Source organism: Okeania sp. SIO2C2, from assembly GCF_010692625.1.
Classification (GTDB): Bacteria; Cyanobacteriota; Cyanobacteriia; order Cyanobacteriales; family Microcoleaceae; genus Okeania; species Okeania hirsuta.
Window position 1 is genome coordinate 239,480 of record NZ_JAAHGM010000009.1, and the last position, 22,978, is coordinate 262,457.

Annotated in this window: 17 protein-coding genes; 11 read left to right on the top strand and 6 right to left on the bottom strand. The window is 36.3% G+C overall.

Annotation, left to right across the window (positions count from 1 at the left end; genetic code table 11):
* Window positions 1-51: 51 nt before the first annotated feature.
* Entirely contained in the window at window positions 52-252 is a 201-nt protein-coding gene (locus F6K18_RS10250) for a hypothetical protein (protein ID WP_287520629.1), read from the bottom strand.
* Window positions 253-478: 226 nt separating this feature from the next.
* Window positions 479-1,495: a succinate dehydrogenase/fumarate reductase iron-sulfur subunit gene (locus F6K18_RS10255; protein WP_287520737.1), complete on the bottom strand. Its 1,017-nt coding sequence runs from the start codon at window positions 1,493-1,495 to the stop codon at window positions 479-481.
* Between the two features lie 1,468 nt (window positions 1,496-2,963).
* Here F6K18_RS10255 and F6K18_RS10260 point away from each other — a divergent pair.
* The 6 genes from F6K18_RS10260 (at window position 2,964) to F6K18_RS10285 (ending at window position 12,182) form a co-directional block, all read left to right on the top strand.
* On the top strand, window positions 2,964-3,497 hold the full coding sequence (locus F6K18_RS10260) for an RDD family protein (protein ID WP_287520630.1): 534 nt from the start codon (window positions 2,964-2,966) through the stop codon (window positions 3,495-3,497).
* A 33-nt stretch (window positions 3,498-3,530) separates the two neighbouring features.
* Window positions 3,531-3,719, top strand: coding sequence for a 50S ribosomal protein L33 (rpmG, locus tag F6K18_RS10265; RefSeq protein WP_287278879.1), 189 nt, complete (start codon window positions 3,531-3,533; stop codon window positions 3,717-3,719).
* A 75-nt stretch (window positions 3,720-3,794) separates the two neighbouring features.
* Window positions 3,795-4,013 carry a 30S ribosomal protein S18 gene (rpsR, locus tag F6K18_RS10270; RefSeq protein ID WP_287520631.1) on the top strand — a complete coding sequence of 73 codons (219 nt, stop codon included), beginning with the start codon at window positions 3,795-3,797 and terminating at the stop codon, window positions 4,011-4,013.
* 155 nt (window positions 4,014-4,168) lie between these two features.
* On the top strand, window positions 4,169-6,187 hold the full coding sequence (locus tag F6K18_RS10275; RefSeq protein ID WP_287520633.1) for a ribonuclease R: 2,019 nt from the start codon (window positions 4,169-4,171) through the stop codon (window positions 6,185-6,187).
* Window positions 6,188-7,711: 1,524 nt separating this feature from the next.
* Window positions 7,712-10,141, top strand: a complete 2,430-nt coding sequence (gene ppsA / locus F6K18_RS10280; protein WP_287520635.1) for a phosphoenolpyruvate synthase — start codon at window positions 7,712-7,714, stop codon at window positions 10,139-10,141.
* A gap of 244 nt (window positions 10,142-10,385) precedes the next feature.
* A complete protein-coding gene (locus tag F6K18_RS10285; RefSeq protein WP_287520637.1) occupies window positions 10,386-12,182 on the top strand; it encodes an AAA family ATPase in 1,797 nt (598 codons plus the stop codon).
* 140 nt (window positions 12,183-12,322) lie between these two features.
* On the opposite strand, the gene F6K18_RS10290 is transcribed toward F6K18_RS10285, so the two are convergent.
* Together F6K18_RS10290 and F6K18_RS10295 are read right to left on the bottom strand one after the other, a co-directional pair.
* Window positions 12,323-12,664 (bottom strand): hypothetical protein, encoded by a 342-nt coding sequence (locus tag F6K18_RS10290; protein ID WP_287520639.1) that lies wholly within the window; start codon window positions 12,662-12,664, stop codon window positions 12,323-12,325.
* Window positions 12,665-12,935: 271 nt separating this feature from the next.
* Window positions 12,936-14,039: a D-alanine--D-alanine ligase family protein gene (locus F6K18_RS10295; RefSeq protein ID WP_287520640.1), complete on the bottom strand. Its 1,104-nt coding sequence runs from the start codon at window positions 14,037-14,039 to the stop codon at window positions 12,936-12,938.
* Window positions 14,040-14,721: 682 nt separating this feature from the next.
* Between F6K18_RS10295 and F6K18_RS10300 the strand changes: the two genes are divergently transcribed.
* The 4 genes from F6K18_RS10300 (at window position 14,722) to F6K18_RS10315 (ending at window position 19,104) form a co-directional block, all read left to right on the top strand.
* The gene (locus F6K18_RS10300) at window positions 14,722-15,099 is read left to right on the top strand and encodes a hypothetical protein (protein WP_287520642.1); all 378 of its coding nucleotides are present in this window, start codon (window positions 14,722-14,724) and stop codon (window positions 15,097-15,099) included.
* Window positions 15,100-15,241: 142 nt separating this feature from the next.
* Window positions 15,242-16,024: a tryptophan-rich sensory protein gene (locus tag F6K18_RS10305; protein ID WP_287520643.1), complete on the top strand. Its 783-nt coding sequence runs from the start codon at window positions 15,242-15,244 to the stop codon at window positions 16,022-16,024.
* A 342-nt stretch (window positions 16,025-16,366) separates the two neighbouring features.
* Complete coding sequence (locus tag F6K18_RS10310) at window positions 16,367-17,053, top strand: lecithin retinol acyltransferase family protein (RefSeq protein ID WP_287520645.1); 687 nt, start codon at window positions 16,367-16,369, stop codon at window positions 17,051-17,053.
* A gap of 98 nt (window positions 17,054-17,151) precedes the next feature.
* A complete protein-coding gene (locus tag F6K18_RS10315; RefSeq protein WP_287520646.1) occupies window positions 17,152-19,104 on the top strand; it encodes an NHLP bacteriocin system secretion protein in 1,953 nt (650 codons plus the stop codon).
* A gap of 407 nt (window positions 19,105-19,511) precedes the next feature.
* Here the strand turns inward: F6K18_RS10315 and F6K18_RS10320 are convergent, their stop codons facing one another.
* Window positions 19,512-20,078 carry a VOC family protein gene (locus F6K18_RS10320; RefSeq protein WP_287520648.1) on the bottom strand — a complete coding sequence of 189 codons (567 nt, stop codon included), beginning with the start codon at window positions 20,076-20,078 and terminating at the stop codon, window positions 19,512-19,514.
* Window positions 20,079-20,785: 707 nt separating this feature from the next.
* Between F6K18_RS10320 and F6K18_RS10325 the strand changes: the two genes are divergently transcribed.
* Window positions 20,786-22,168, top strand: a complete 1,383-nt coding sequence (locus F6K18_RS10325; protein ID WP_287520649.1) for a cytochrome 450 — start codon at window positions 20,786-20,788, stop codon at window positions 22,166-22,168.
* A gap of 149 nt (window positions 22,169-22,317) precedes the next feature.
* On the opposite strand, the gene F6K18_RS10330 is transcribed toward F6K18_RS10325, so the two are convergent.
* The gene (locus F6K18_RS10330; protein WP_275670256.1) at window positions 22,318-22,440 is read right to left on the bottom strand and encodes a hypothetical protein; all 123 of its coding nucleotides are present in this window, start codon (window positions 22,438-22,440) and stop codon (window positions 22,318-22,320) included.
* Window positions 22,441-22,978: the final 538 nt, after the last annotated feature.

The following is a 22,978-nucleotide window of genomic DNA, read 5'->3' on the forward strand; positions in this document are numbered from 1 at the left end:
CTACCCTCCACAAAAATACTTTTTCAGCAAACCCTAATTAAACTTTATTTTTTACCGCAAACCTAACCAAGAAAAAAAATCTTGATTAGTAAATAACTCCAGTAATAACAAAATGAAAAATCCAACCATAGCAAACCTACCGTTGATTTTTTCTGCGTAAGTATTCCAACCAAAAGCAGGTTCATTAGACTTAGTAGTTTCAACTTTTTTAGCAGATTCTGATGTGGATTGAGAAGTCAAATTTTCAGACATGATATTGATAGAATTTTATTAGCTTTGAAGATTTGGTAGTCCTACATAGTAATGTTTGAAGAACAAAACTTGGTATCTACCCAAATATTTATTCTCCCAGATATTCAACAGTATTTTGAGAATGGGTTGTGAAAAAATTATCCCTCCCCCTAACTTTTACCATTACTATGCACCACCACCAAAGATTTTTGATTACGGATAAAATTACTGAATTATCCCAGTCGATTTATTGTCCAATTTTTTTTACTGATTCAATCAGCGATCGGACAGTTTCCGTCCCCTCAGAAGGTTCAAAAGTCAAAGGAAACTTACCTTTTGCCAACATTCTTAATCCTAATGGACCCAAACTCAATAATCCTTGAATATCTCTAAAATAGTTACCCACTACCTGAATACCAAATTTTCGTTCATCAATCCAACCCCCATCTTTAACCAAATCAATTAATACTTTTCGATGGCGAATAGAACGACTAGCTTGCTGATCTTTACGGTCGAGAATTTCTTGTTTAATTTTACCTATTTGATCCATAGGTGCTACTTCCATTGGACAAACAGAATTACAATAATAACAACGGGTACAACCCCAGACTCCTGCTGTATCAAGATTATATTCTTCTAATCTTTTATCTATTTGACTATCACGAGAATCAGCTACCATTCTATAAGCTTTAGCCAAAGCGTGTGGACCAACAAAATCTGGATTAACTTCACGAGCATTACATTCAGAATAACAGGCTCCACAAAGAATACAATTACCTGTTTGATTTAGTTTATCCCGTTCAGTGGGAGTCTGTAAAAATTCTCGTTCTGGAATTTGTCGTGCTTTTGTGCTGATATAAGGTTCAACTGCTTCTAGATTTTGCCAAAAACTGTTCATATCTACTACCAAATCTTTAATTACTGGCATATTGCCCATAGGAGCAATAGTTATTTCTGGAATAGATTTTTCAGTAGTATTAGCAGAATTATTATTACTATTATTAGCTATTTGTTGTATTCTATCTACTTCGTTTCTAATATTTTCTTTACACGCTAAAGCTGAACGACCATTAATTCTCATTCCACAACTACCACAGATAGTATTACGGCAATTTTTACGAAAAGCTAAACTACCATCTTGCTCCCATTTAATTCGGTTAAGGCATTCTAAAATTGTATTGCCTGGTTCAACTTCTAAGGTGTAAGTTTGAACTCTAGGAGTAGTATTTTGATGTTGACGAACGATATTAAAACTGACTTTCATTGATGATAAATTCAAGATATTTTGTACTAGCTTAAGAGCTGATTTGTAAACTTAGCTAAAACCCTTATGTAATCTAACTCTCAGGAATTTAAGTATTGTTGGGCTATAACTGCCAAAACCCTTGTATTGCAAGAATTTCAGCCTCTTAATATTTACTTTATAAATCAGCTCTAATTGTGTTTTTTTTAGATGGCGTTGCTGATTGGTGGCTATGATTTTTCTTAAATGGCGATAATGTTCAGCATCGCTACTGCGTTTTCCTAGGTCATGCTGCGCAAACATATCGCGCAGCGAAACGCCTAGCTATTAACTGAAAATAATTTTAGATTTTGCCAAATTTAAGTTTCATAGCTTGATTGAGCAACACCTTTTAGATAATACCAAATCTAGCTATAAAAGCAGGTTTTTCTCATCTCCCAATCCTTGATTTAGCAATGGCTGTAACTTTCAAAAATACCCTTTTACTAAGGCGGATTTGGTATAAAACAAGATTAGCATTAACTATTAGTTTTTTTGTTCCCATATTATTTTTGTTTTGCTACACTTCCATTAGCTTTTCGGTAGTAGGTGTTAGGTTTTAAGTTTTAGCTTGTAGATGAAAAACGTTTACTTAAAATCTATTATTTGTAATATTTGCACAAACAATTGGGTAGAAAGCTCCACATTTAACCTGCGTTGTCAACAATTTTTGGGGTTTAATTCCCATTAAATTGAAATATTAACCTATCGTCTACAACTTTCTTCAATATCTTCACCGTCGTGACTATACAAAATAACAAAATAACAGGTTACAAGAAAAATCTTCAACAATTAATAATTAATAATTACCTCTTCTTGAAAATAAGAGGATTGACGCTTCAGGAAATTTTTTTCTCTTCTCTTGGTAGATTGGATATAGCCTTCCCTTCGGGACTTTAGGGAAAGGATATCCTAAGAATGTAGAGCAGCTCCGCTTGTTCCATTTTTCATGCTGCGCTTTCCATGTTGGCGAGGTTGAGCTACTCTGTAAAAGGTTAGGCTTTAACGTAGTTGTGCGAAGCGCAAAACGACCGCTTTTCTCCTTTAAAGAATAGGATTTAAACTCAATTTTTCGGTAAAACTTAAAATTAAAAGTTAAAAGCAAAACTTGAGAATTTATGGAGTAATTATACTGATTATTGACCAGATCAAAAATCTCATTTTATCTTAAATGTAAAATCATAGTAATTCCTAAATTGTAGTGAATATTGTGATTGAATTAGATTGAATTTCATATTCAAGTTAATAACTACTTAGTAACTTAGCCATCAGATCGGATTAGTCCTACCCATAGCTACCAGTAATAATTTATGTATATTAGCTTCATATCTGAAAAACCCGGAAAAATTGACAAATAAAAAACATGATAAAATTATAGAACAGTAACAAAAGCCAATAAAACAGTTACATATTCTTCTAACCAGACCAAAAAATAATTAAGGTCTATCTTATGAGCGATAATATTATACCCCAATTGCCAAAAGCACCTCTATCACGTCGCGTAGCAGCATTCAGTATAGATGCTTTAGTAGTTTGGTTTTTGAGTGCCATAATTAGCAATAATTGGTTCACGTTTATTTTATTTTTTATGGTACTTTGGATAATAACACGAGTACTAGTGGTCTATAAAAACTATGGTCAGAGTATAGGGCACTATGCTCTAGATATGAAAGTTTTAGATACTAGATACCAAAGAAATCCAGGTATCCTAGAGTTATCAAAGCGAGAAGGAATTTTAGCATTATCTGGGGCATTGGCCATGTTAGGAATTAGTAATTTAACATCAGGAAATGCTGCTGTCTTACTACTAATAATGCCTTTATTTTTGGACTTTACAGTAGCTTTAGTAGATATTGAAAGGTATCAACAAGCTTTTCATGACAGAATAGCTCAGACAATAGTAGTAGGGACAATGCGTGGTTACTCCCTAGATATTAAGGTAAAGTGGCTAGTTGACGAAGCCAAGCGCTATGTGAGAAGATAGTAATTTGTGTCTAACATTCATGGAAACTGAAAAATGGCTAAAGGAGTCAGAATTGTTATTACACTAGAATGCACAGAGTGTAGAACAAATTCCAATAAACGTTCACAAGGTGTGTCTAGGTATACAACAACTAAAAACCGTAGAAATACAACCTCAAGATTAGAATTGAAGAAATTCTGTACTCACTGTAATCAACATACAGTTCACAAAGAAATTAAGTAAAAATTCAGTGAGTATTAAAAACAGTAAATAACTAAAACGTAAACGTAAACAAAAATAACTAACAAATAATTAGCAATGGCGAATTACTTCCGCAAAAGAGTATCACCAATTAAACCAGGCGATCCAATCGATTATAAAGATGTGGAACTACTAAAGAAATATGTGACAGAAAGAGGTAAAATTCTGCCAAGAAGAATCACTGGTTTAACTTCAAAACAGCAGAGAGATTTAACGAAAAGTATCAAAAGAGCTAGATTAATAGCTTTATTACCCTACGTTAATAGAGAAACCTGAAAATAGAGTGTTTGAGATTTGAGATTTTGGAAAAATCTGAAAAAGTTAAATATTAAGAAAAAAACCAAAGTCAAAAAATCTCAAACTAAACTAGCAAAAACCACAACCCAAGCCAAGGCAATTGAAAATTTATAGGGATATATAAATAAGGAAAAGTGGAGAAGGGAAAATTAATTGAATTTAGATTGCATGGAGAACGGCGACTAGCCATAGCAGAACGTCCAGATGGTAAAAAAAACTGGGTCGTGGTGGAAGCAAATGGTCAATCTCACAGCATACCTCCAAAGCAAATCAGTTATGAAGTAGCAGGAGAAAGTTACAAATCATCAGAAATTCCCAAATTTCTTCAGGAAGTAGAAACTTATATAGACCCTTCAAGTATAGAATTAGCATGGGAACTACTGGTAGAAGAAGCAGAAACAGTAAATCCAGAAGAAATGGCCTTACTGCTATTTTCAGAACAAACACCAGCCCAATGTTACGCAGCATACATATTACTATCAGACGATAAACTCTACTTTAAGCAAAAAGGCGATCGCTACGAACCCCGACCTATAGTCCAAGTAGGAGAAATCAAACATCAGCAAGAAGTCCAAAAACAAAAACAACAAGAACTAGAAAACTTTTTACTCCGGGTGCGTAACCGACTAGCAGGAGAAGAAGTAGAGTGGCAACCAAGCGATTATAACCGCCTAGATGTAATAGAAAAATTGGCGACTTACGGAGAAGAAGCTTCTAATCGTACCCAGGCAATGGATACCTTGGCAGTCTTAGAATTACCCGAAACTCCAGAAGCAGCGTTTAAACTATTAATGGATCTGGGTATATGGAGCGAACATGAAAATCTATTTCTGCGACGTAGTCAGATTCCAAAACATTTTTCTACCAAGGTACTAGAAGTGGCTCAAAGCTGCCTGCAATCTCCCCCGCCAGATCCAGACACAAACCGTTTGGATTTAACTCATCTAAAGGTCTATACCATAGACGATGAAAGCACTAAAGAAATAGATGATGGCCTCAGTATAGAATTTTTAGAGGACGACCGACAAAAGATATGGGTACATATTGCCGACCCAACTCGCTTACTTACTCCTGGTGATGAGTTAGACCTAGACGCAAGAAGAAGAACTACTACATTATATTTACCCACAGGTATGATTCCCATGTTCCCATCAGAGTTGGCCACAGGACCAATGAGTCTGATTCAGGGACAAATTTGTAGCGCCTTGAGTTTTGGCATTATTTTAGATGAAAGTGGAGGAGTTGTAGACTACAGTATTCACGCTAGCTTAATCAAACCAACCTACCGTCTGACTTATGATGATGTAGATGAAATGTTACAGTTAAAGATTAAGCTAGAACCAGAAATTCATGTTCTCAATCAGTGGGCTAAACAAAGATTTCAGTGGCGACAGTCACAAGGCTCTATTAGTATATATATGCCAGAGTCAGTGATTAAAGTCGAGGGTGAGGAAGTAAAAGTAGAGGTGTTGGACGACTCACCATCAAGACAGTTAGTGGCAGAGATGATGATTATGGCAGGAGAGGTTGGGGCAAAATATGGTCAAAAACATGATATTCCACTTCCTTATCGCAGTCAACCTCAACCGGAACTTCCACCAGAGGCAGAACTAATATTATTGCCTGCTGGGCCAGTTCGCTCTTGTGCGATGCGTAGATGTATGCCTAAAAGTGAAATGGGGATTATACCAGCTCGTCACGCTAGTTTGGCCTTAGAAACTTATGTTCAGGTTACTTCTCCGATTCGGCGTTATAGCGATCTATTGGCTCACTTTCAAATTAAAGCTCATTTACGAGGAGAGGAGTTACCTTTTACTCGAGACAAGATGCAAGAAATAGTAATGAGTTTAGTTCCTGCTGTGAAAGAAGCTTCTAGTGTGGAAAGATGTACTAACCGTTACTGGGGACTGGAATATTTGCGACGTAATTCTGATGAGGTTTGGCAAGCATTGATAATTCGGTGGTTGAAAGAAGAAATTAATTTAGGGTTGGTGTTATTGGAAGAGTTGGGGTTAGAGTTAGCGATGCGGTTTGGTCGGTCTGTCAATGTGGGCGATCGCCTAGAGGTGAAAGTTGCCCATGCTGACCCTCGTAAAGATGAAGTGATATTCCAGGAAGTAATTACGACTGTAGCAGAGGCAGCAGCAAATTAAATTATTCAGCAGTTATCTAGGAGTGGGGGAGTAGGGGAGTAGGGAATTAGGGGAGTGGGGAGCATTTTTCTACTTTTTTCCCTATTCTATTTCTGAATTTCCGGTGTTGGATAAATGCGGGATGATTTTAATAGTTTTGTGGAAGTGGAATGGGCAAGATGCCCATTCCTGATATTTTCACTCCTTGGCAGGATATCCACCCCACTTATATTCATCCCACCCCTCAGCAATGCCGAATTTCCCTACTTCTATGCCAAAAGTACATACCGCTGGCAAAGATACCATAAGGTTCTATAGCAGTTGCCACTATAGTTAGGACATAGGGTGATATCATCAGGGCTTACGCATAGACACTATATTGACTGAGGGCGAATACCATTTGCGCTCTGCAAAGCTCCGAATTGCGCCCCTACATATGGTATTTTCAAGGTGATTCTGCGTAAGTCGATCGTGTGTCCCCTTCGGTGGAGCTACGCTTACGGCAGAACAGTTACAATTAGGAGCGTGCTTGGCAGTTGCTATAATTATCCGAACATGATGTAATTAGGGCTTGCTGATTAACTATCAAAGTATTGAAATATAAAGGTTTCAGCCTTATTATACTGAAAAAAAGTGCCAGCTTTTCGGTTAAGAAAGCTCAAAAAACTAGCATTTTGTGCAAGAGTTGGGCAGAAAAATTAAGGGACAATTATTCCAACTACATCCTCTGTAATTCCCATTTATCCTGACTCCTGACTCGGTCCTCCTACCCTCACCCATAAGACTTTTTCAGCAAACCCTAATTATGATGATTTATAACGCGAGCAAGATGCTCACACTAATTGTTCTAACTAACATGACGGTTGCTCTATTTTTGAGATTAAAATCAAGATTTTTACAGATATATACTGGTTATTTAATACCTCTTATGTAGGAAAAAACACCAAACAAACTTAATATATTAACTTAACTATAGTTGGGATTAAAAAAAAGGAATTAACCATCGTTATTTAATTTCTATTTAAGCTTAATTATAATCCTCAGTAATGTGTCTGCCTCAGATGAGTCGCAGTCAAACCCCCTCTATAGAATTATTAAAGCGCTTCATCTTTTGTAATAAGTACCTCTACACTACTCCCATCAAGATTTTTTTACTTTTGGTAACTAAGATGTATACCTCAGAAAAGTTGTCGGTTACATAGAGTTTAATTAATATATTAATAGAGGAATAAATCATTTGGATAGAGTTCATTTGATAACATATATGGATAATAAAGAGCTATAAATAAATAAATAATTGTTAGGGATCAATGTGATATAGATTATAGGTCGTTAACAAAAATAGTTTTTTTATAGCAGAAGGAAGAAGGAATAAAGAAAAATCTTACGTTATCTGAATTTTAAGCTTTTGCTCTGTCCTAAACTTTCCTTCGACTGCTATAAAGGCAAAAATATAGTGATTTGCCTTGAAGATAAAATTGTGAAAAAAATTATATCCAAGCTGTACCGCGATGAAACAGCTTAACTTTAGGAGAAATTAAAGCAATGCTAAAAACATTAATAATTCAAAATAAGACTTTTACTGCTAAAGAAAAAAGCTTAGTATTGTGGTTTGATGAAGTTAGTATTAATGACATTCCTTTAGTAGGAGGTAAAAACGCATCTTTAGGAGAAATGATGCAACAACTTACCCCCAAAAATATCAATATTCCTAATGGTTTCGCTACCACTGCTTATACCTATCGTTACTTCATCAAATCTGCTGGTTTAGAAGGAAAATTGCGCCAACTATTTGCCGACCTTGATGTTGAAGATATAAAAAATTTGCAACAACGGGGGAAAAAAGCACGAGCATTGATAATGAATACACCCTTTCCCGCAGAACTAGAAAAAGCGATCGCCCTCAGCTACGAAACCCTTTGTTATCTCTACGGTCAAGATACAGATGTTGCTGTACGTTCCAGTGCTACTGCCGAAGACTTACCAGATGCCAGTTTTGCCGGGCAACAGGAAACTTACCTCAATATTCACGGGGTCGAAAGCGTACTCAAAGCGACTCATAAATGTTTCGCATCAGTATTCACCGACCGCGCTATCTCCTACCGCACTATCAAAGGTTTCGACCACTTCGATGTTGCCCTCTCAGTTGGCATTCAAAAAATGGTGCGTTCCGACCTTGCTACCTCCGGTGTCATGTTTTCCATAGATACCGAAACCGGGTTCAAAAATGCTGCCCTAATCACAGCAGCTTATGGTTTAGGGGAAAATGTCGTACAAGGCGCTGTCAACCCCGATGAATACTTAGTATTTAAACCTACGCTCCGGGAAGGTTTCCGTACTATTATCAACAAACGCCTAGGTACTAAAGCTATCAAAATGGTTTATGATGGCGGTAATTCGATTAAAAACGTACCCGTGCCAGAGCGACAGCAAGAACAGTTTGCTCTGAGTGATGATGAAATTCTGCAACTTGCCCATTGGGCGGTAATTATCGAAGACCATTATTCCCAAGTGCGTGGTAGTTACACGCCGATGGATATTGAATGGGCAAAAGATGGTATCACCAAGAGTTTATATATAGTTCAGGCGCGACCAGAAACGGTGCAATCTCAAAAATCTGCTAATATGCTGCGTAGTTATCAGTTGCAGGAGAAAGGGAAAGTGTTGTTAACAGGTCGCGCTGTGGGTCAGGCGATCGGTCAAGGTAAAGTGCGCGTAATTCTGGATACCCATAACATTTCTGAATTTAAACCAGGGGAGATATTAGTCACTAACAAAACTGACCCCGACTGGGAACCCATTATGAAAAAGGCTAGCGCTATAGTTACTAACCAAGGTGGGCGTACTTGTCATGCTGCAATTATTGCCAGGGAGATGGGTATTCCGGCGATTGTTGGTTGCGAAAATGCTACTAAACTATTGTACAATAGTCAGGCGGTAACTGTTGACTGTGCTGAGGGAGAAGTGGGGATAGTTTATGATGGGTTGCTGCCGTTTGAGGTTGTGGAAACAGTATTGGATGATTTGCCAGAAACTCGCACCCGCATTTTGATGAATGTGGGCAACCCAGAGGAGGTTTTTCGGTTATCGGCAATTCCTGCTGATGGTGTGGGTTTGGCTAGATCGGAATTCGTAATTGCTAATCATATTGGGGTGCATCCTTTAGCATTGCTGCATTTTGACGAAGTGGAAGATGAGGTGGAAAAGGCAAAAATTGCTGAGTTGACTATGGGATATGAAAATAAGGCAGATTTCTTTATCGATCGCCTAGCTTATGGGATGGGAGCGATCGCTGCTGCTTTTTATCCGAAACCTGTGATTGTGCGGATGAGCGATTTTAAGAGTAATGAATATGCTAATTTATTGGGAGGGAAACAGTTTGAACCCGATGAGGAAAACCCAATGATTGGTTGGCGGGGTGCGTCTCGTTATTATCATCCCAAATATCGGGATGCTTTTGGTCTGGAATGTATGGCGCTGAAGCGAGTGCGGGATAAAATGGGATTAGCAAATGTAATTCCGATGATTCCCTTTTGTCGTACACCCCAAGAAGGGATGAAGGTTTTAGGGGAGATGGCTAAGTATGGTTTGGAGAGGGGTGAGAATGGTTTGCAGGTTTATGTGATGTGTGAGTTACCGAGTAATGTGATTTTAATGGAACAGTTTGCTCAAGTGTTTGATGGATTTTCTATTGGGTCGAATGATTTGACTCAGTTGGTATTGGGTTTAGACCGAGATTCGGCTTTGGTAGCAGATATTTTTGACGAACGCCATGATGCTGTGAGGCGAATGCTTCAGATTGCGATTACTATTGCTCATGAGTGTGGACGTAAGATTGGTATTTGTGGTCAGGCGCCGAGTGATTATCCTGAGTTTGCGAAGTTGTTGGTGGAGTTGGGGATTGATTCTATTAGTTTGAATCCTGATTCTGTTTTGAAGACTCGGTTTGAGGTGGCGAAGTTGGAGAAGTGTTAACGAAGTCAAAAGTCAAAAGTCAGAAGTCAGAAGTTAGAAGTTAGAAGTGAAAGTTGATATAAAGTAATAGTTACACACTAATTTCAGCGAGGACTTACGCACAGACACTAAATCGCGCCCTTACATATGGCGTTTTCAAGGTGAATTTGCGTAAGTTCTTTATATTCTAGTATAGTGGGCAAATATTTAGCAAATTACTATAATTGTATCTGATACAAAATTCTTTGAAAGTTAAATATATCAGATGTATCTGCGCGAATGTTTTATTGAAAATGTCGGACCAATTAGTAAGCTAGATATTTCGTTAAGCTTAGATGATTTGGGAAATCCAAAACCGTTAATTCTTGTTGGTAAAAATGGAACGGGAAAAACTATTTTTTTAGCTTATATTCTTGATGCACTAGCAGAGTTAGCAAAGAAGAAGTTTCCCGACATAGCTATAGGACAGCAGCTTGGCCATAGTCCATTTCTCAAAGTAACCAGCCGTGGAGATATTCGTTTTTTATCTGGAAATAGCCTTATTCTCCTAGAATTCTCTGATGCGGAGAATAAGTTTTGTTATGTAGAAAAAATTGGTAAAATCGATCCAAATAAATACATTAAAAAGCTAAAAAATCGATTTAAGCTAGCAAATTCCATTCCAATTAATGAATCCTTTCATAAAGGAGTTACAGGAGATGAAAAGCAAATTGAAACTTTTTTCCAAACTGGAGCAGTTTGTTTTTTCCCATCCTCTCGCCATGAGCGTCCTCATTGGTTAAATTATAGAGCAGTAGAAGATCGACCTCTGTTTAGCAACGATGAAAAGATATCAGGAGAACTTAGAAAACCATTAATTGTTGAACGATCTGCCAAGAATAATCAGCAGTGGTTGATGGATGTATTAGTTGACTCACTTGTAGATATAGATTTTAACAGCATATATCTAGTAGATGGTAAATACGATTTTAATGTAAACTCTGATATTCAACAGAAGATGTTCTTAAACGCAGGACGAGAAAATGTTGAGAAACTACTTTGTGAAGTTCTTGAGGATGAAAAAGCTAGATTGGTGTTGAACTATCGAAATTGTTCATATAGAATTGGAATTAGTTTGGGAAATGAAGTAATTATTCCATCACTTAACCACCTCTCAGCAGGGCAAGCTTTACTCTTCAATCTATTTGCTACAATTATCCGCTATGCAGATATGGCAGATATTAAGAAAAGTATTAGTCTAAGTGAAATTAAGGGAATTATTTTAATAGATGAAATTGATGCTCATCTACATACAGATTTACAATACAAAGTTCTTCCTCAGCTAGTTAAATTATTTCCAAAAGTACAATTTATTGTCACTTCACATTCACCACTTTTTCTACTTGGTATGGAGCGTGAGTTTGGCGTTGATGGTATTCAGATTTTGGAAATGCCTACAGGTAAACAAATTACTACCGAAAGATTTGAGGAGTTTAAAAAATCTTTTGAGTTCTATACTCAGACAAAGAGTTTTGAGGATGCAGTTGAAAAAAAGATTTTAGAAGACTCTAAACCTTTAGTATTAACAGAAGGAAAAACAGATGTTGCGTATATTAAAACAGCCTTGGAATTGTTAGGACATCAAGATTTATTAGAGCAGTTAGAAATTGATGAAATTGGCAAGGAAGGAAAAGATGGTGGAGACACAAACTTGAATGCTGCAAAAAAAATTATGGTGAATAATCAAAGTCACTTTACTAGAAAAGTATTGCTTCTTTATGACTGTGATACAGGAAAAAAACGTGAAGATTTTGATTCTATATTAATTCGTTGTATACCTGAGAATACTGAGAATAATAAAGCAAAAAAAGGTATTGAAAATCTTTTACCAGTCGAATTGTTTGAAAAAAGGTTTTACAAAGCTCGTCCAAAAACAGGTGACTATGGAGAGGAAAGTATAATTCAAAAGTTTGATAAGGAAGAATTCTGTGAATATATCTGTCAAAAAAGACGTGAAAAGGGTGACTTTCTTAAGTTTGAAGAACTGCTAATACCAATTATTGAGGAGTTTCTTGAAATTTAGATGGGGAAAGATATTTATAACTAAATGTTGGGTTTTGCTGGCGCTCAACCCAACCTACATCAAAATATTCAAAATATTAATTATTAGAACTAATTCTATTTCAAAAAATAATTCGCCGTTATCTCCAAATTTACCAAACATTATATTCTGCCACAAACTCCTGTTTCATTAAGTCGATAAATAGCGACTTTGACTGTACCATCTGGGTAAAGGGTGCGGATTTTTTGAACTAAACTTTCTAGAGATGAGTCGATGATATATTTTTCACTTTCTGGATCGACAGCAATAAAATAGTTGTAATATTTATCAATTAATTGAGGACGAAGTTTTTCAAAGACTGGTCTGCAGCGGGCGCTAAATTCTGCTTTGATAGCTTTGTGTTTTGCTATTTCTTGAGAAGGTAATGTCTTTCCAGGAAATAATCTTGTCCGAAATTTTTGAGTTCTTTTTGGTAAAGCGATCGCTTCTTTTTCTCTATCCATAATTAATGATTCCTGGGTTGTATATGTCAACTTATTTAATATGAATTATACTACTGTCTACTTAAGATTGACAAAAAAGATAAATGTTGGGTTTTGCTGTCGCTCTACCCAACCTACATCAAAATATTAATTATCTTTTCTTTTACGGGTTTAATACCCCACTGTCAACGGGGGTGGTCAAAATTGTTTGGGGTTAGTAGACGCGGAGCGGCTTGTCGAAGACTATCCCCATGCAATTTTCCCTCCTGACTCGGTCCTCCTGACTCCTTCTTCAATGAGAATGTCTTTCTAAAGCTAATTGAATTAAACAGTCTACTAATTCAGAAAAAGGAATTCCACTAGCTTCCCAGAGCATAGGATACATACTGGTCGCAGTAAAACCAGGCATCGTATTAATTTCATTAATAAAAATTTCCCCTGTTTTCTCTACATAGAAAAAATCTACCCTACCTAAACCTGCAGCATCCACAGCTAAAAATGCTTGAGTTGCCATTTCTTGAATTTGAGTAGTGATCGCTTCACTGACTCGCGCTGGAATAAATAACTCCGCTTTTCCTTCTGTATACTTAGTTTCATAATCATAAAAATCACTCTCAAAAGTAATCTCTCCCACTACAGAAGCTTTGGGCAAATCATTTCCTAACACCGCACATTCTAGCTCTCTAGCTTCTACACCCGCTTCAACAATAATTCGACGGTCATAACTAGCAGCATTATCCAAAGCAGTTTCCAACTCTGAGCGCAACCGCACCTTAGCAATACCCACTGATGATCCTAAATTAGCAGGTTTAACAAAACAGGGATATCCTAAAGCTGCCTCAATATCATCACACAATTTGGGAAACACACAAGGATTAGACCAAATCTGCGATCGCGTCACTGCCTGATATTTTACCTGCGGCAAACCTGCTTGAGCAAAAGCCATTTTCATCGCGATCTTATCCATACCCATTGCGGACCCCAAAACCCCAGACCCCACAAACGGAACCTGCATTAATTTCAGTAGACCCTGTATGGTACCATCTTCCCCATTGGGGCCGTGAAGCACTGGAAACCAGACATCTACTTGGGCAGCTTGAGGGGGAGTTTGCCAGAGGTAAGACGAGCTTTGAGAAGCAAGAGAAGAAGTGGTTTCAGTCTCGGAATTATCATCTGTAAGCGGCAATGATGGTAGGTTGCCAGACTCCAAAACTTGTTGAGAAAAATCAGTTGGTTGCCAACGACCATCTTTTTGAATGTAAATTGGCATTAATTCGTATTTGTCTGTATTTTGACCTTGAGTTAAAGCAGTAGCGATCGCTTTTGCCGAATTAAGGGATACTTCATGTTCCCCGGAACAACCACCAAATAATAAACCTACTCGTAATTTTGTCATTATTTAGATTCCTTTAACAGAATTTTATTGCTGATAGATTATCATACTCAGGTTAATCAGTCATGATCAGAAAAATTCAGGAAAGTTTATTTCTACCTTGATTCTTGACTATACCTATTGCAAAAGTCAAAATTAAATCTTTTTTCCTCCTTTTGTTATCTACTTCTGTTTGATGTTAACTGTGTCTTTTTCGCTCTTAATAGTTGGTGCAAAAATTTGAACATTCCTTTGTTTTTAATTTCGTATATCTTGAGGTTAAGTGTTCCACACAACTGTAAATAAATCTTCATTTTTGAATAACAAATAGTTCATATAGTATTGAAAATTTACCTTGTTTTTCCTTTGTAAAAAAATTAGCTTAATCATCAGCGATTTATGAAATATGTAAAAATAAGCCATTCATTATTTATTAATAATACATCTGGTAAAAATCCAAAATAAAATCAATTATTATCCATAAATTATCAATTATTTCCCCCTACATAGTAGGGACGTTGCATGCAACGTCCCTACTGCCTCTTTTCTGGAGATGTCTATTTATTAACTGATTATCTGAAATCAAATCAAGAGGCCATATAGGAAATAAATTATTCAAAATTTAAGATTATATTCATGGGAGTCAACAATGTAGATGTGATATATAAAATTAGATAGTCGATAATCATATATTTAGGAGTTAATAATGATGACTAACAACGAATTTCAGATATTGACACAGCAACGTAATGCTAAACTTGCTGCAGTTTTGATCGAGATAATTGATTGTGAATGGAATCGAGTTAGTAGACAACTAGATGCTCTTGATACTGATTCTAATGATGTTACTAAAGCAGCAATTTTAGTGGGACAATTTCAAATATTAGATAAATTGAGGTTAGCATTATCTGAAGGCCGTCTAAGTTCTGATTATGAAATAGAAGCTATATGGCGTTCAAAATTAATTCAGCGTGTTATAGAAGGTTTTAATTTAGATTTAGATACTCACACTCCACCTCGAAAATATAAGAGCATAGCACAACAACTGGCAGAAGCTTGTGGACTAGAAGTAATTAGAGATTAATTCTACAAATATAAATGTTATAATTTGATTAAGATTAACTAATTATTTAAATCAAGTAGCCCGGTGAGTTGTAGAGGTAACAACTTCCGGGCTAAGTTATAATTTGGCTTAATCGGATTTATTAATAAGAGTAAAGACAATTATGGAAACTAATACTAACAAATTTAATTCAAACATTATTCGACAGTGGGCTAATTTAATAGGAATTATTGCTGCTTTTTTTCTGAATGTTTATGTTAATCTTGCTCCTCCTGGTGGCAAAACTATTGGTGAAATTTCTAACACTGTATTTGAGGATGTTTTGATTATTCCGGCTAGTTATGCTTTTGCAATTTGGGGATTAATTTATTTAGGTTTAATTAGTTTTGGAATTTATCAAGTATTACCAGTACAAAGAGAAAATCCTATTTTACAGAGATGTGGATATTTTTTAGTGGGTGCGAGTCTGGCACAAATTATCTGGGTATTTTTATTTCAATATCAATTATTTACTTTTTCAGTTTTGGCAATGTTAGGAATTTTAGGTTGTTTAATTTGCTTATATCTAAGTTTAGGAATTAGTTATGAAAGAGTGCCCAAAAAAGATAAATGGTTAGTTCATCATCCGATAAGTATATATTTTGCTTGGATTAGTGTGGCAACAATTGTGAATATAGCAAGCGCCCTACATTACTTAGGTTGGAATAGTATAGGGCAAGTTGCCATATTTTGGACAATAATTATGTTGATAATTGGAGCAATTATTGCAGCAATTATTAATATACAAAAACAAGATATTGCTTATCCTTTGGTATTTGTTTGGGCATTTATAGCCATTGTAATTCGTCATTTAGATATGCCAGTCATTGCAGTTACTGCTGGAATTTTAGCTTTAGGATTAGTGGTTTTAGTTTGTGTAAAACTTGTCTCAATCAGATTAAAATAGAATTAGGTTAAAAAGTATTCCAGAACGAAAATGGTATGAACAACCCCTCCTAAAATTAAACGACTTGCTCACGCGTCGGGGATATTTTACCGAATAATTAAGGTAAAAATCCTCTCCTTTATTTAAAGGAGAAACAATGAATTAATTTCCCCTACCGCGTCAATCCTATTCGTTTTCAAGCAAAGGTAATTATTAATTATTAATTGTTGAACCAAGCTTTTCCTAACGGACTACTCCGCAAACAGATACCATTATCTATGCACTACCTTTTTAAGCTAATAGCTGACAGCTAATAGCTGATAGCTGATAGCTAGTTAAATTAAGTAAAACTTGAAAAATAATATGGCAAGAGGAGAGCAAATATATACTCTTAGAGAGTTTCTAAATATAGATGGTGTTTACGAACATCATGGCATTGACTGTGGTGATGGAACAGTTATTCATTATCGTAAGGGTACAGAAACTATTGAAAGAACTTCTAAAGAATATTTTACTGATAGAAGAAAAGTTTATGTAAAACGTTACCCAGTTCGTTATATTGCTGATACAGTCATTCAAAGAGCAGAAAGTAGATTAGGAGAAAGAAAATATAATATTATTAAAAATAATTGTGAACATTTTGCTACTTGGTGCATAACTGGAGTTAGTCAAAGTCAACAGGTAAAAAACTTTATTCCTCTGCTTTATCACATTAATGTTGAGCAATTTTCAGAACCAATTAAGCAAGCAATTTTAGGAGTAAAAACTGACGTAGATACTGCCGAATTAGTCAACAAAGCTTTAGCAGATATAAAAATAGCTTGGGAAAATATTCAACCAGAATATAAACAAGTTAAACAGGAAATAAATACCTGGCAAAAAGTAGCAGAGGCCGCAGTAAAACAAGACCGGGAAGATTTAGCTCGTGCCGCCCTAATGCGTAAGAAAAAACATCAACAACGTGCTGATGAATTAGGAGCTAGTTTGCAGAAATTGGCAACCATGACAGAAACACTTTTAAGAAGTCAAAATTTAATTACAAATAAATAATTGAAGATTTATTGAGTTTCTCTTCTTGCTTATTTACTTCTTGAATCATATCTAAGCTAATGTAAAAAAAGTCATGGGAAGTTAATCTACAGTTATTAATGTCTGAAAAACAGCGCCGTATATTCCGCAAAGAATCTTTAGAACGGCTTTCTTCCCCAGAACGACTAGACCAATTAATGCAAGTAGTTACTCTCAAAGATTGGCTACCTTTAGCAACATTAGGTAGTCTAGTAATTCTGGGTTTATTATGGAGTATTTTCGGCAAAATACCTATTACTATTAGTGGAAAAGGAGTATTAATTCGCCCTCGACAAGTAATAGAATTTCAGTCAGCGATCACTGGTAGATTACAATCTTTAAATATAGAAGATGGGCAGTGCATAAAAAAAAATTATGTACTGGCAACTATCGATCCATCTCAGCTCAAAAAACAATTAGAATTACAACAGAATAAACTAATTCAACTACAAACTCAAGCTCAAGATACCCAACAACTACAAAATCAACGTACTCAACTCGAAATAGAAGCTTTAGTAGGAAAAAAAAACAGTTTAGAACAACGCTTGAAAGATACTCAGGCAATAGCGCCAATACTGCAAAATGATACTTTAAATGCCATCCGAGAACAACGTCAGAGTTTAGAAAAACGTTTGTCAGACCTAGAAACAGTAACTCCTGCATTAAAAGAGAAAAAATTAGAAGCGATCGCCAAACAACGAACTAGCTTACAACAGCGTTTACAAGATGCTAAAACACTAACTCCTGAGTTACAAGAAAAACAACTAGCAGCACTCACTGAAAAAAAAGTTACCCTGGAACAAAGTTTAGAAAATGCCAAAGCTTTAACCCCTATTTTGCTTAATCAAAATGAAGTAGCATTACAACAGAAACGAGAAAGTCTACTGCAACGTTTACAAGATGCACGAGAGTTAACTCCTACTTTTGAGGAGAGACTAAAAAGACGTCAGGACTTATATGAACAGGGAGCAATTTCTGAAGATACTCTACTACAAAGCAAACAAGAATATCAACAAAATCTGCAAAATATTACAGAAATAGAAGCAGAGCTAAAGCAACTAGAAGTAGAGCGAACAGAAGCTATAGAAAAATATGCACAAAACCTCAATAATATCAAAGAAATTGAGACTGAATTAACAGAATTAAAAGCGCAGAAAGCAGAAGTTAATCAAAAATATTTAGACAACCTCAATACTATTAGAGAAATTGAAACCCAAATCCAAGAATTAGATTTACAAACAACCGAAACTGACGAACGATTTTTAGATAATACCAACAGAATTAATGAAATTAAAGCTGAATTACAAGGACTAAAATTACAAGAAACAGAAACAAAGCAAAAATTTTTAGAAAATCAGAATACAATAACTCAAATAAAAGCAGATTTACAAGATTTAGATACTCAGAGAAAACGTTTAGAACAAGAAAATTTAGAAGCAGTTAATACACGCAAAAATCAAATGGAAGAAGTTAAACGAGAAATTGCTCAATTAGAAAAACAAATTACTGATAATAGTAAAATTCTTAGTCCTGTAGATGGATGTATTTTGGAAATACAAACTACTCTCGGACAATTTGTCAATCCAGGTACTACTCTGGGTAAAATTAATATCAAAGGAAAATCAGGAGAACTACAAGCAGTCAGTTATTTTGCTGTTTCAGATGGCAAACGCATCACACCAGAGATGGAAATTTTAATCACTCCCGATACTGTAAAACGGGAAAGATTTGGTGGAATTATTGGCAAAATTATTTCTATCTCTGATTTTCCTGTAACAAAAGAAGGTGCAAACTTTGTAGTAGGAAATTCCGAAATAGTAGAAAATATTATCGGCGAAAGTGGGGGGAAGATTGAAGCGATCGCTCAACTAAAATTAGACCCCAATACCTTTAGTGGTTATCAATGGTCTTCTTCAAAAGGACCCCAACAAAAATTAACCGCTGGTACAACCACAACAACGCGAGTACGAGTAGAAGAAAGAGCGCCTATTACTTTTGTTTTACCAATTTTAAGGGAGTGGAGTGGGATTTGATTGTTAAGGAAGAAGGAAGAGGGAAGAGGGAAAAAGGAAGAAGGAAAAGGGAAGAGGCAGGAACGCTTAAAAGTCTGAAAAAAAACTTAAATTTCCTCTAAAAATTCACACTGGGGTTTACACAAACGATACCAGCGGACATGATATGATTTTCAACTTGATTTTCAGGCGTTGCTGATTCTGGGTATGATTTGATAATTTTATATTTTGTATTTTTGATGGTTTGAACTACTTGTTAATATTAACTGTTCCCTATTCCCTATCAACCTACTTTCATACCTTAATTCAGCAATGTCGATTTTCAGCTAGCGGTTACTAATATCAAGTTCGGACAATCGACTATTTATCCGAACTTGATACTAGCAGTCAATCAAAAATAATTGCAGGGCAATTCACGATCGACATCCCTAGTAGTCGCAATTATTGCATACAGGCGATTCACAAGGAGGTAATTTATTCGGAAAACCATCCTCACGAAGAGCCAAATTATTGCCATCAGGATCGCAAAAGAAGGCGAGTACCGTATAACCGTCCCCCGCATTGCAAAGTGGCCCAACTTTAACCCCTTGATAATCTAGGTAATCTACCGCTCGCTTAATATCATTTACAGCGATCGTAGCAGTTGCTTTTCCCGATTGAACAGGTTGACTTTGACTCAGGCCAATTTGGGTCTCAGGAAGTTCTGGATAGAAAAGTTGCACATAATAAGGGAATGCGGAATTTTCCTTATTGACGATCATCTCAAGTTTTTCCTGGTACCACTGAGTTGCTTCCACTCCGTCACTAACATTAAACCGTGTCACCCATCCTGTTGTATAGGTTCCGCCTGGCCCAGCAAACGCTGGGGAAGTCACCCCCGAAAAGCCAAATAGGACAAAAGTGAAAGCAAATAGAGCGATAATAGCTGTAATCAACTTTCGGTGAGCTTTTGTGTGGTTCACTTTAGTTGAGTGAACTCCATTATTTGGTGTCATATAGTCCTCCAACATTTTTGTGTGTAAAGCTGAACATCTATAATCCTATATCCAAAAGTTAGAGACTGTTTGTAAAGTTTTGTAAGCGTTGGCGGAGCATAGCGACAGCTATTTTGTGGTTGGTCTAATAGTCAGGCAATCGCATCAGATGACAGTGAAGATTGCTACAACTATTAGACATCTCCAGAAAATAAACTTGCTCTTTATTTACTATAAACTAGGGTTGTAAAAGTTACTCACAAAATCATTTTCCGTGTTTTTTTCCTAAAAACATCTTCCCTGTTCCCTGTTCTCTACTGTTACAAAAAGTTTACATCTTTTTCACCAGATGTCTATTATATAGCACTACCCATTCAAGTTAGGACATTTTCCAATCCTGTTTGCGGAGCATTTCCGCAGGAAAAACCCTTTGACAGTCTACTGTTCCCTGTTCCCTATTCCCTAGCACGTAGCGCCATATATAGTCGTAATATCATGTCCGGATAATAGCGTGCTCAAAAAACCTTCTCCCTTTGAACCAATATTCCCTTCTGCCTTCTGCCTTCTGCCTTCCTTCCACCAAAGTGTAAGTATTCAAGCGGACATGATATAAGTACTGTATTTTATCTGCAAAATGTAGGTTATAAAATTCGCATCAAATGCTAGACTGTTTACTACTTATTACTACTTATACCCCCATTTTTTCAACAACAACAGAGAGAAACAATATGACTTCAACCACCCCGCCAAGACAACAACCAACCTATAAAGCATCATTTATAGATATTGGGCTGAATAATTTTCAAATCTGGGCGCTTCAACATCCAGAAAATATCTTTAGCAAAGTCTTGCTACCAATAATTATCTTCATAGAAGGTTTAGCAGCAAATCTTCCTACATACCTAGACCAGAAACGCCTAGTTTTAGGACCAAACTTTTGTTGTGCTGGCCAAGTAGTAATGGGAGAATTTGAAGCTATAGAAACAGCACTGACTTCTCCACAAGCTCGAACATGGCGTTTAGGCACCACCGTACTAGAAGCAAATCATTTGCCTAACCAAGATGTAGATGGCAGAAATGTTTTCCTACTAGCACTTTCAGACCAAGAAGCAACAGGTAGTAATGACCATGAAGCTTTCCGCAGATGTTTACAGGATTATATTCTCAATGACTCCTCAATAGCACGTCAGCAAGATGCGATCGCCAGACAACTTATTGAAAAGTTAGCAGCAGATTATATAGATATGTCTCACGGTCCTGGTGGAGCTTTCTTTAGCGAGGATAAGCGGGGTTGGAAACGGTTTCTGATTGAATATCTTCACTATGTTTTATTTAAGCTAGACCCTAACGATCGGGTTACGATGGACTTACTCACAGATTTACACTATACACGCCAGGGTACACTGCGCTACTTTGCAGGTGTTAGTACTATCTTAGAAGAGTTAAACATATTTAGGCATGGAAAAATTTCAGAGTCCATCGAGCAAGCAGCAACCATATATGAAAATTCTCCTGTCTTAGCCAACTTTAACGAACAGAGCGATCAGTATAATGGCATGACAAGACGAGAATTAGCCAAACTGATGACATCTATTATGAGTATAGCAGCTTTACAAGGTCCTCTACATCTTGGTCAAACTGCTATGGGCGATCAACCTCTTCCCGCTTACAAAGGACAAAATACATCTGAAATTAACCCTACTCATTATTGGGATGAACTTGACCTCGACAACCGAGAGTCGGTGCGACTATATCTCTTAGAATGTTCCCGTCTCTGGGCACCCGTTAGCGCCTCCCATAAAATAGCAACTGATGCTTTTACAGTGACAATAGCTGGCAGATATCGAACTTTTCCTACTGGTACAAAAATATTGATTCCTATGAGTTTAGGATTATTAGACGAGAACTTTTGGGGTCCGACAACCTATCAATTTGATGCCAACCGAGAAAATCTTTGCCCTTACCACATGGGTTTCCATTCTGTAGGCGATCGTAGTGCTGGACGCATCTGTCCTGGTAAAGACGTAGCAATGAATATGCTTGTGGATGTCACGATCGCTTTAGGTAAGGTAAGACGTTCAACTTTTAGTTCTAATATTAATCCCGTTTAATTATGCAACCGCTTTGCAGGAGGAAGAATGCCTTTAGTTATCTAGGAGAGAAGGAAAGACCGAAAAATCTGACGTTGTTTGAGTTTTAAGCTTTTGATATGTCCGCACCCTTTCCTTCCACTGCTATATGGTTTATGATGTGGTAATTATCATTTTCTTTGTGGGTGTAATACCCCACCGTCAACGGGGGTGTTCAAAATTACTTGGGGGAGCGAATCCCCATGTAATTTTCCTCCTGTCTCCTGTCTCCTGTCTCCTGTCTCCTTCTTCAATTAGGATATTGCCATTCAAGAAGAGCGTGGTAATTCTTGTGCGTTATGTATCAAATTGTAAATTAATTCAAAAGTTAGTTACATCAGTGACTTGAAGCGTTTTGTGGCTAAATATGCAACGTCTTTTTTTTAGCTTGCTCTACTTAATTACTTATAATCAAGTTTTTGTTTGTAGTTTTGCTCTAACCCTTGCAATACTTATATGAGGACTAAAGCTCTACTACGAGCCTGATTATAAATGATATCTTTTTCAAAGAACATCAAGTAATATCATGTTCAATTGACAAGTTGAAATAATTTTTACAGAAAGGAAATAATGACTTAACTATAGCAATAGAAAGATAGTTTAGGTTCTATACTGATAATGCCCTTGAGATAGGTAAATGTTTTTCAATCTGTTCCCTGCTATAATTAACGACAATATTAATTACCTATTTTGATTTCCAATTAAACTATAGTAAAAAATCGGTTTTTTGGGAGTTGACAAGGTAATTATTCTATGTTAGAAAAAGGTATAAATTGGGAAAATAACAAGAGT

Coding starts and splice junctions, on each gene's coding strand:
- rpsR (WP_287520631.1), top strand. CDS start 3,795: ATGGCGAATTACTTCCGCAAAAGAGTATCACCAATTAAACCAGGCGAT.
- F6K18_RS10255 (WP_287520737.1), bottom strand. CDS start 1,495: ATGAAAGTCAGTTTTAATATCGTTCGTCAACATCAAAATACTACTCCT.
- F6K18_RS10295 (WP_287520640.1), bottom strand. CDS start 14,039: ATGACAAAATTACGAGTAGGTTTATTATTTGGTGGTTGTTCCGGGGAA.
- F6K18_RS10300 (WP_287520642.1), top strand. CDS start 14,722: ATGATGACTAACAACGAATTTCAGATATTGACACAGCAACGTAATGCT.
- F6K18_RS10260 (WP_287520630.1), top strand. CDS start 2,964: ATGAGCGATAATATTATACCCCAATTGCCAAAAGCACCTCTATCACGT.
- F6K18_RS10310 (WP_287520645.1), top strand. CDS start 16,367: ATGGCAAGAGGAGAGCAAATATATACTCTTAGAGAGTTTCTAAATATA.
- ppsA (WP_287520635.1), top strand. CDS start 7,712: ATGCTAAAAACATTAATAATTCAAAATAAGACTTTTACTGCTAAAGAA.
- F6K18_RS10320 (WP_287520648.1), bottom strand. CDS start 20,078: ATGACACCAAATAATGGAGTTCACTCAACTAAAGTGAACCACACAAAA.
- F6K18_RS10315 (WP_287520646.1), top strand. CDS start 17,152: ATGTCTGAAAAACAGCGCCGTATATTCCGCAAAGAATCTTTAGAACGG.
- rpmG (WP_287278879.1), top strand. CDS start 3,531: ATGGCTAAAGGAGTCAGAATTGTTATTACACTAGAATGCACAGAGTGT.
- F6K18_RS10250 (WP_287520629.1), bottom strand. CDS start 252: ATGTCTGAAAATTTGACTTCTCAATCCACATCAGAATCTGCTAAAAAA.
- F6K18_RS10325 (WP_287520649.1), top strand. CDS start 20,786: ATGACTTCAACCACCCCGCCAAGACAACAACCAACCTATAAAGCATCA.
- F6K18_RS10305 (WP_287520643.1), top strand. CDS start 15,242: ATGGAAACTAATACTAACAAATTTAATTCAAACATTATTCGACAGTGG.
- F6K18_RS10285 (WP_287520637.1), top strand. CDS start 10,386: ATGTATCTGCGCGAATGTTTTATTGAAAATGTCGGACCAATTAGTAAG.
- F6K18_RS10290 (WP_287520639.1), bottom strand. CDS start 12,664: ATGGATAGAGAAAAAGAAGCGATCGCTTTACCAAAAAGAACTCAAAAA.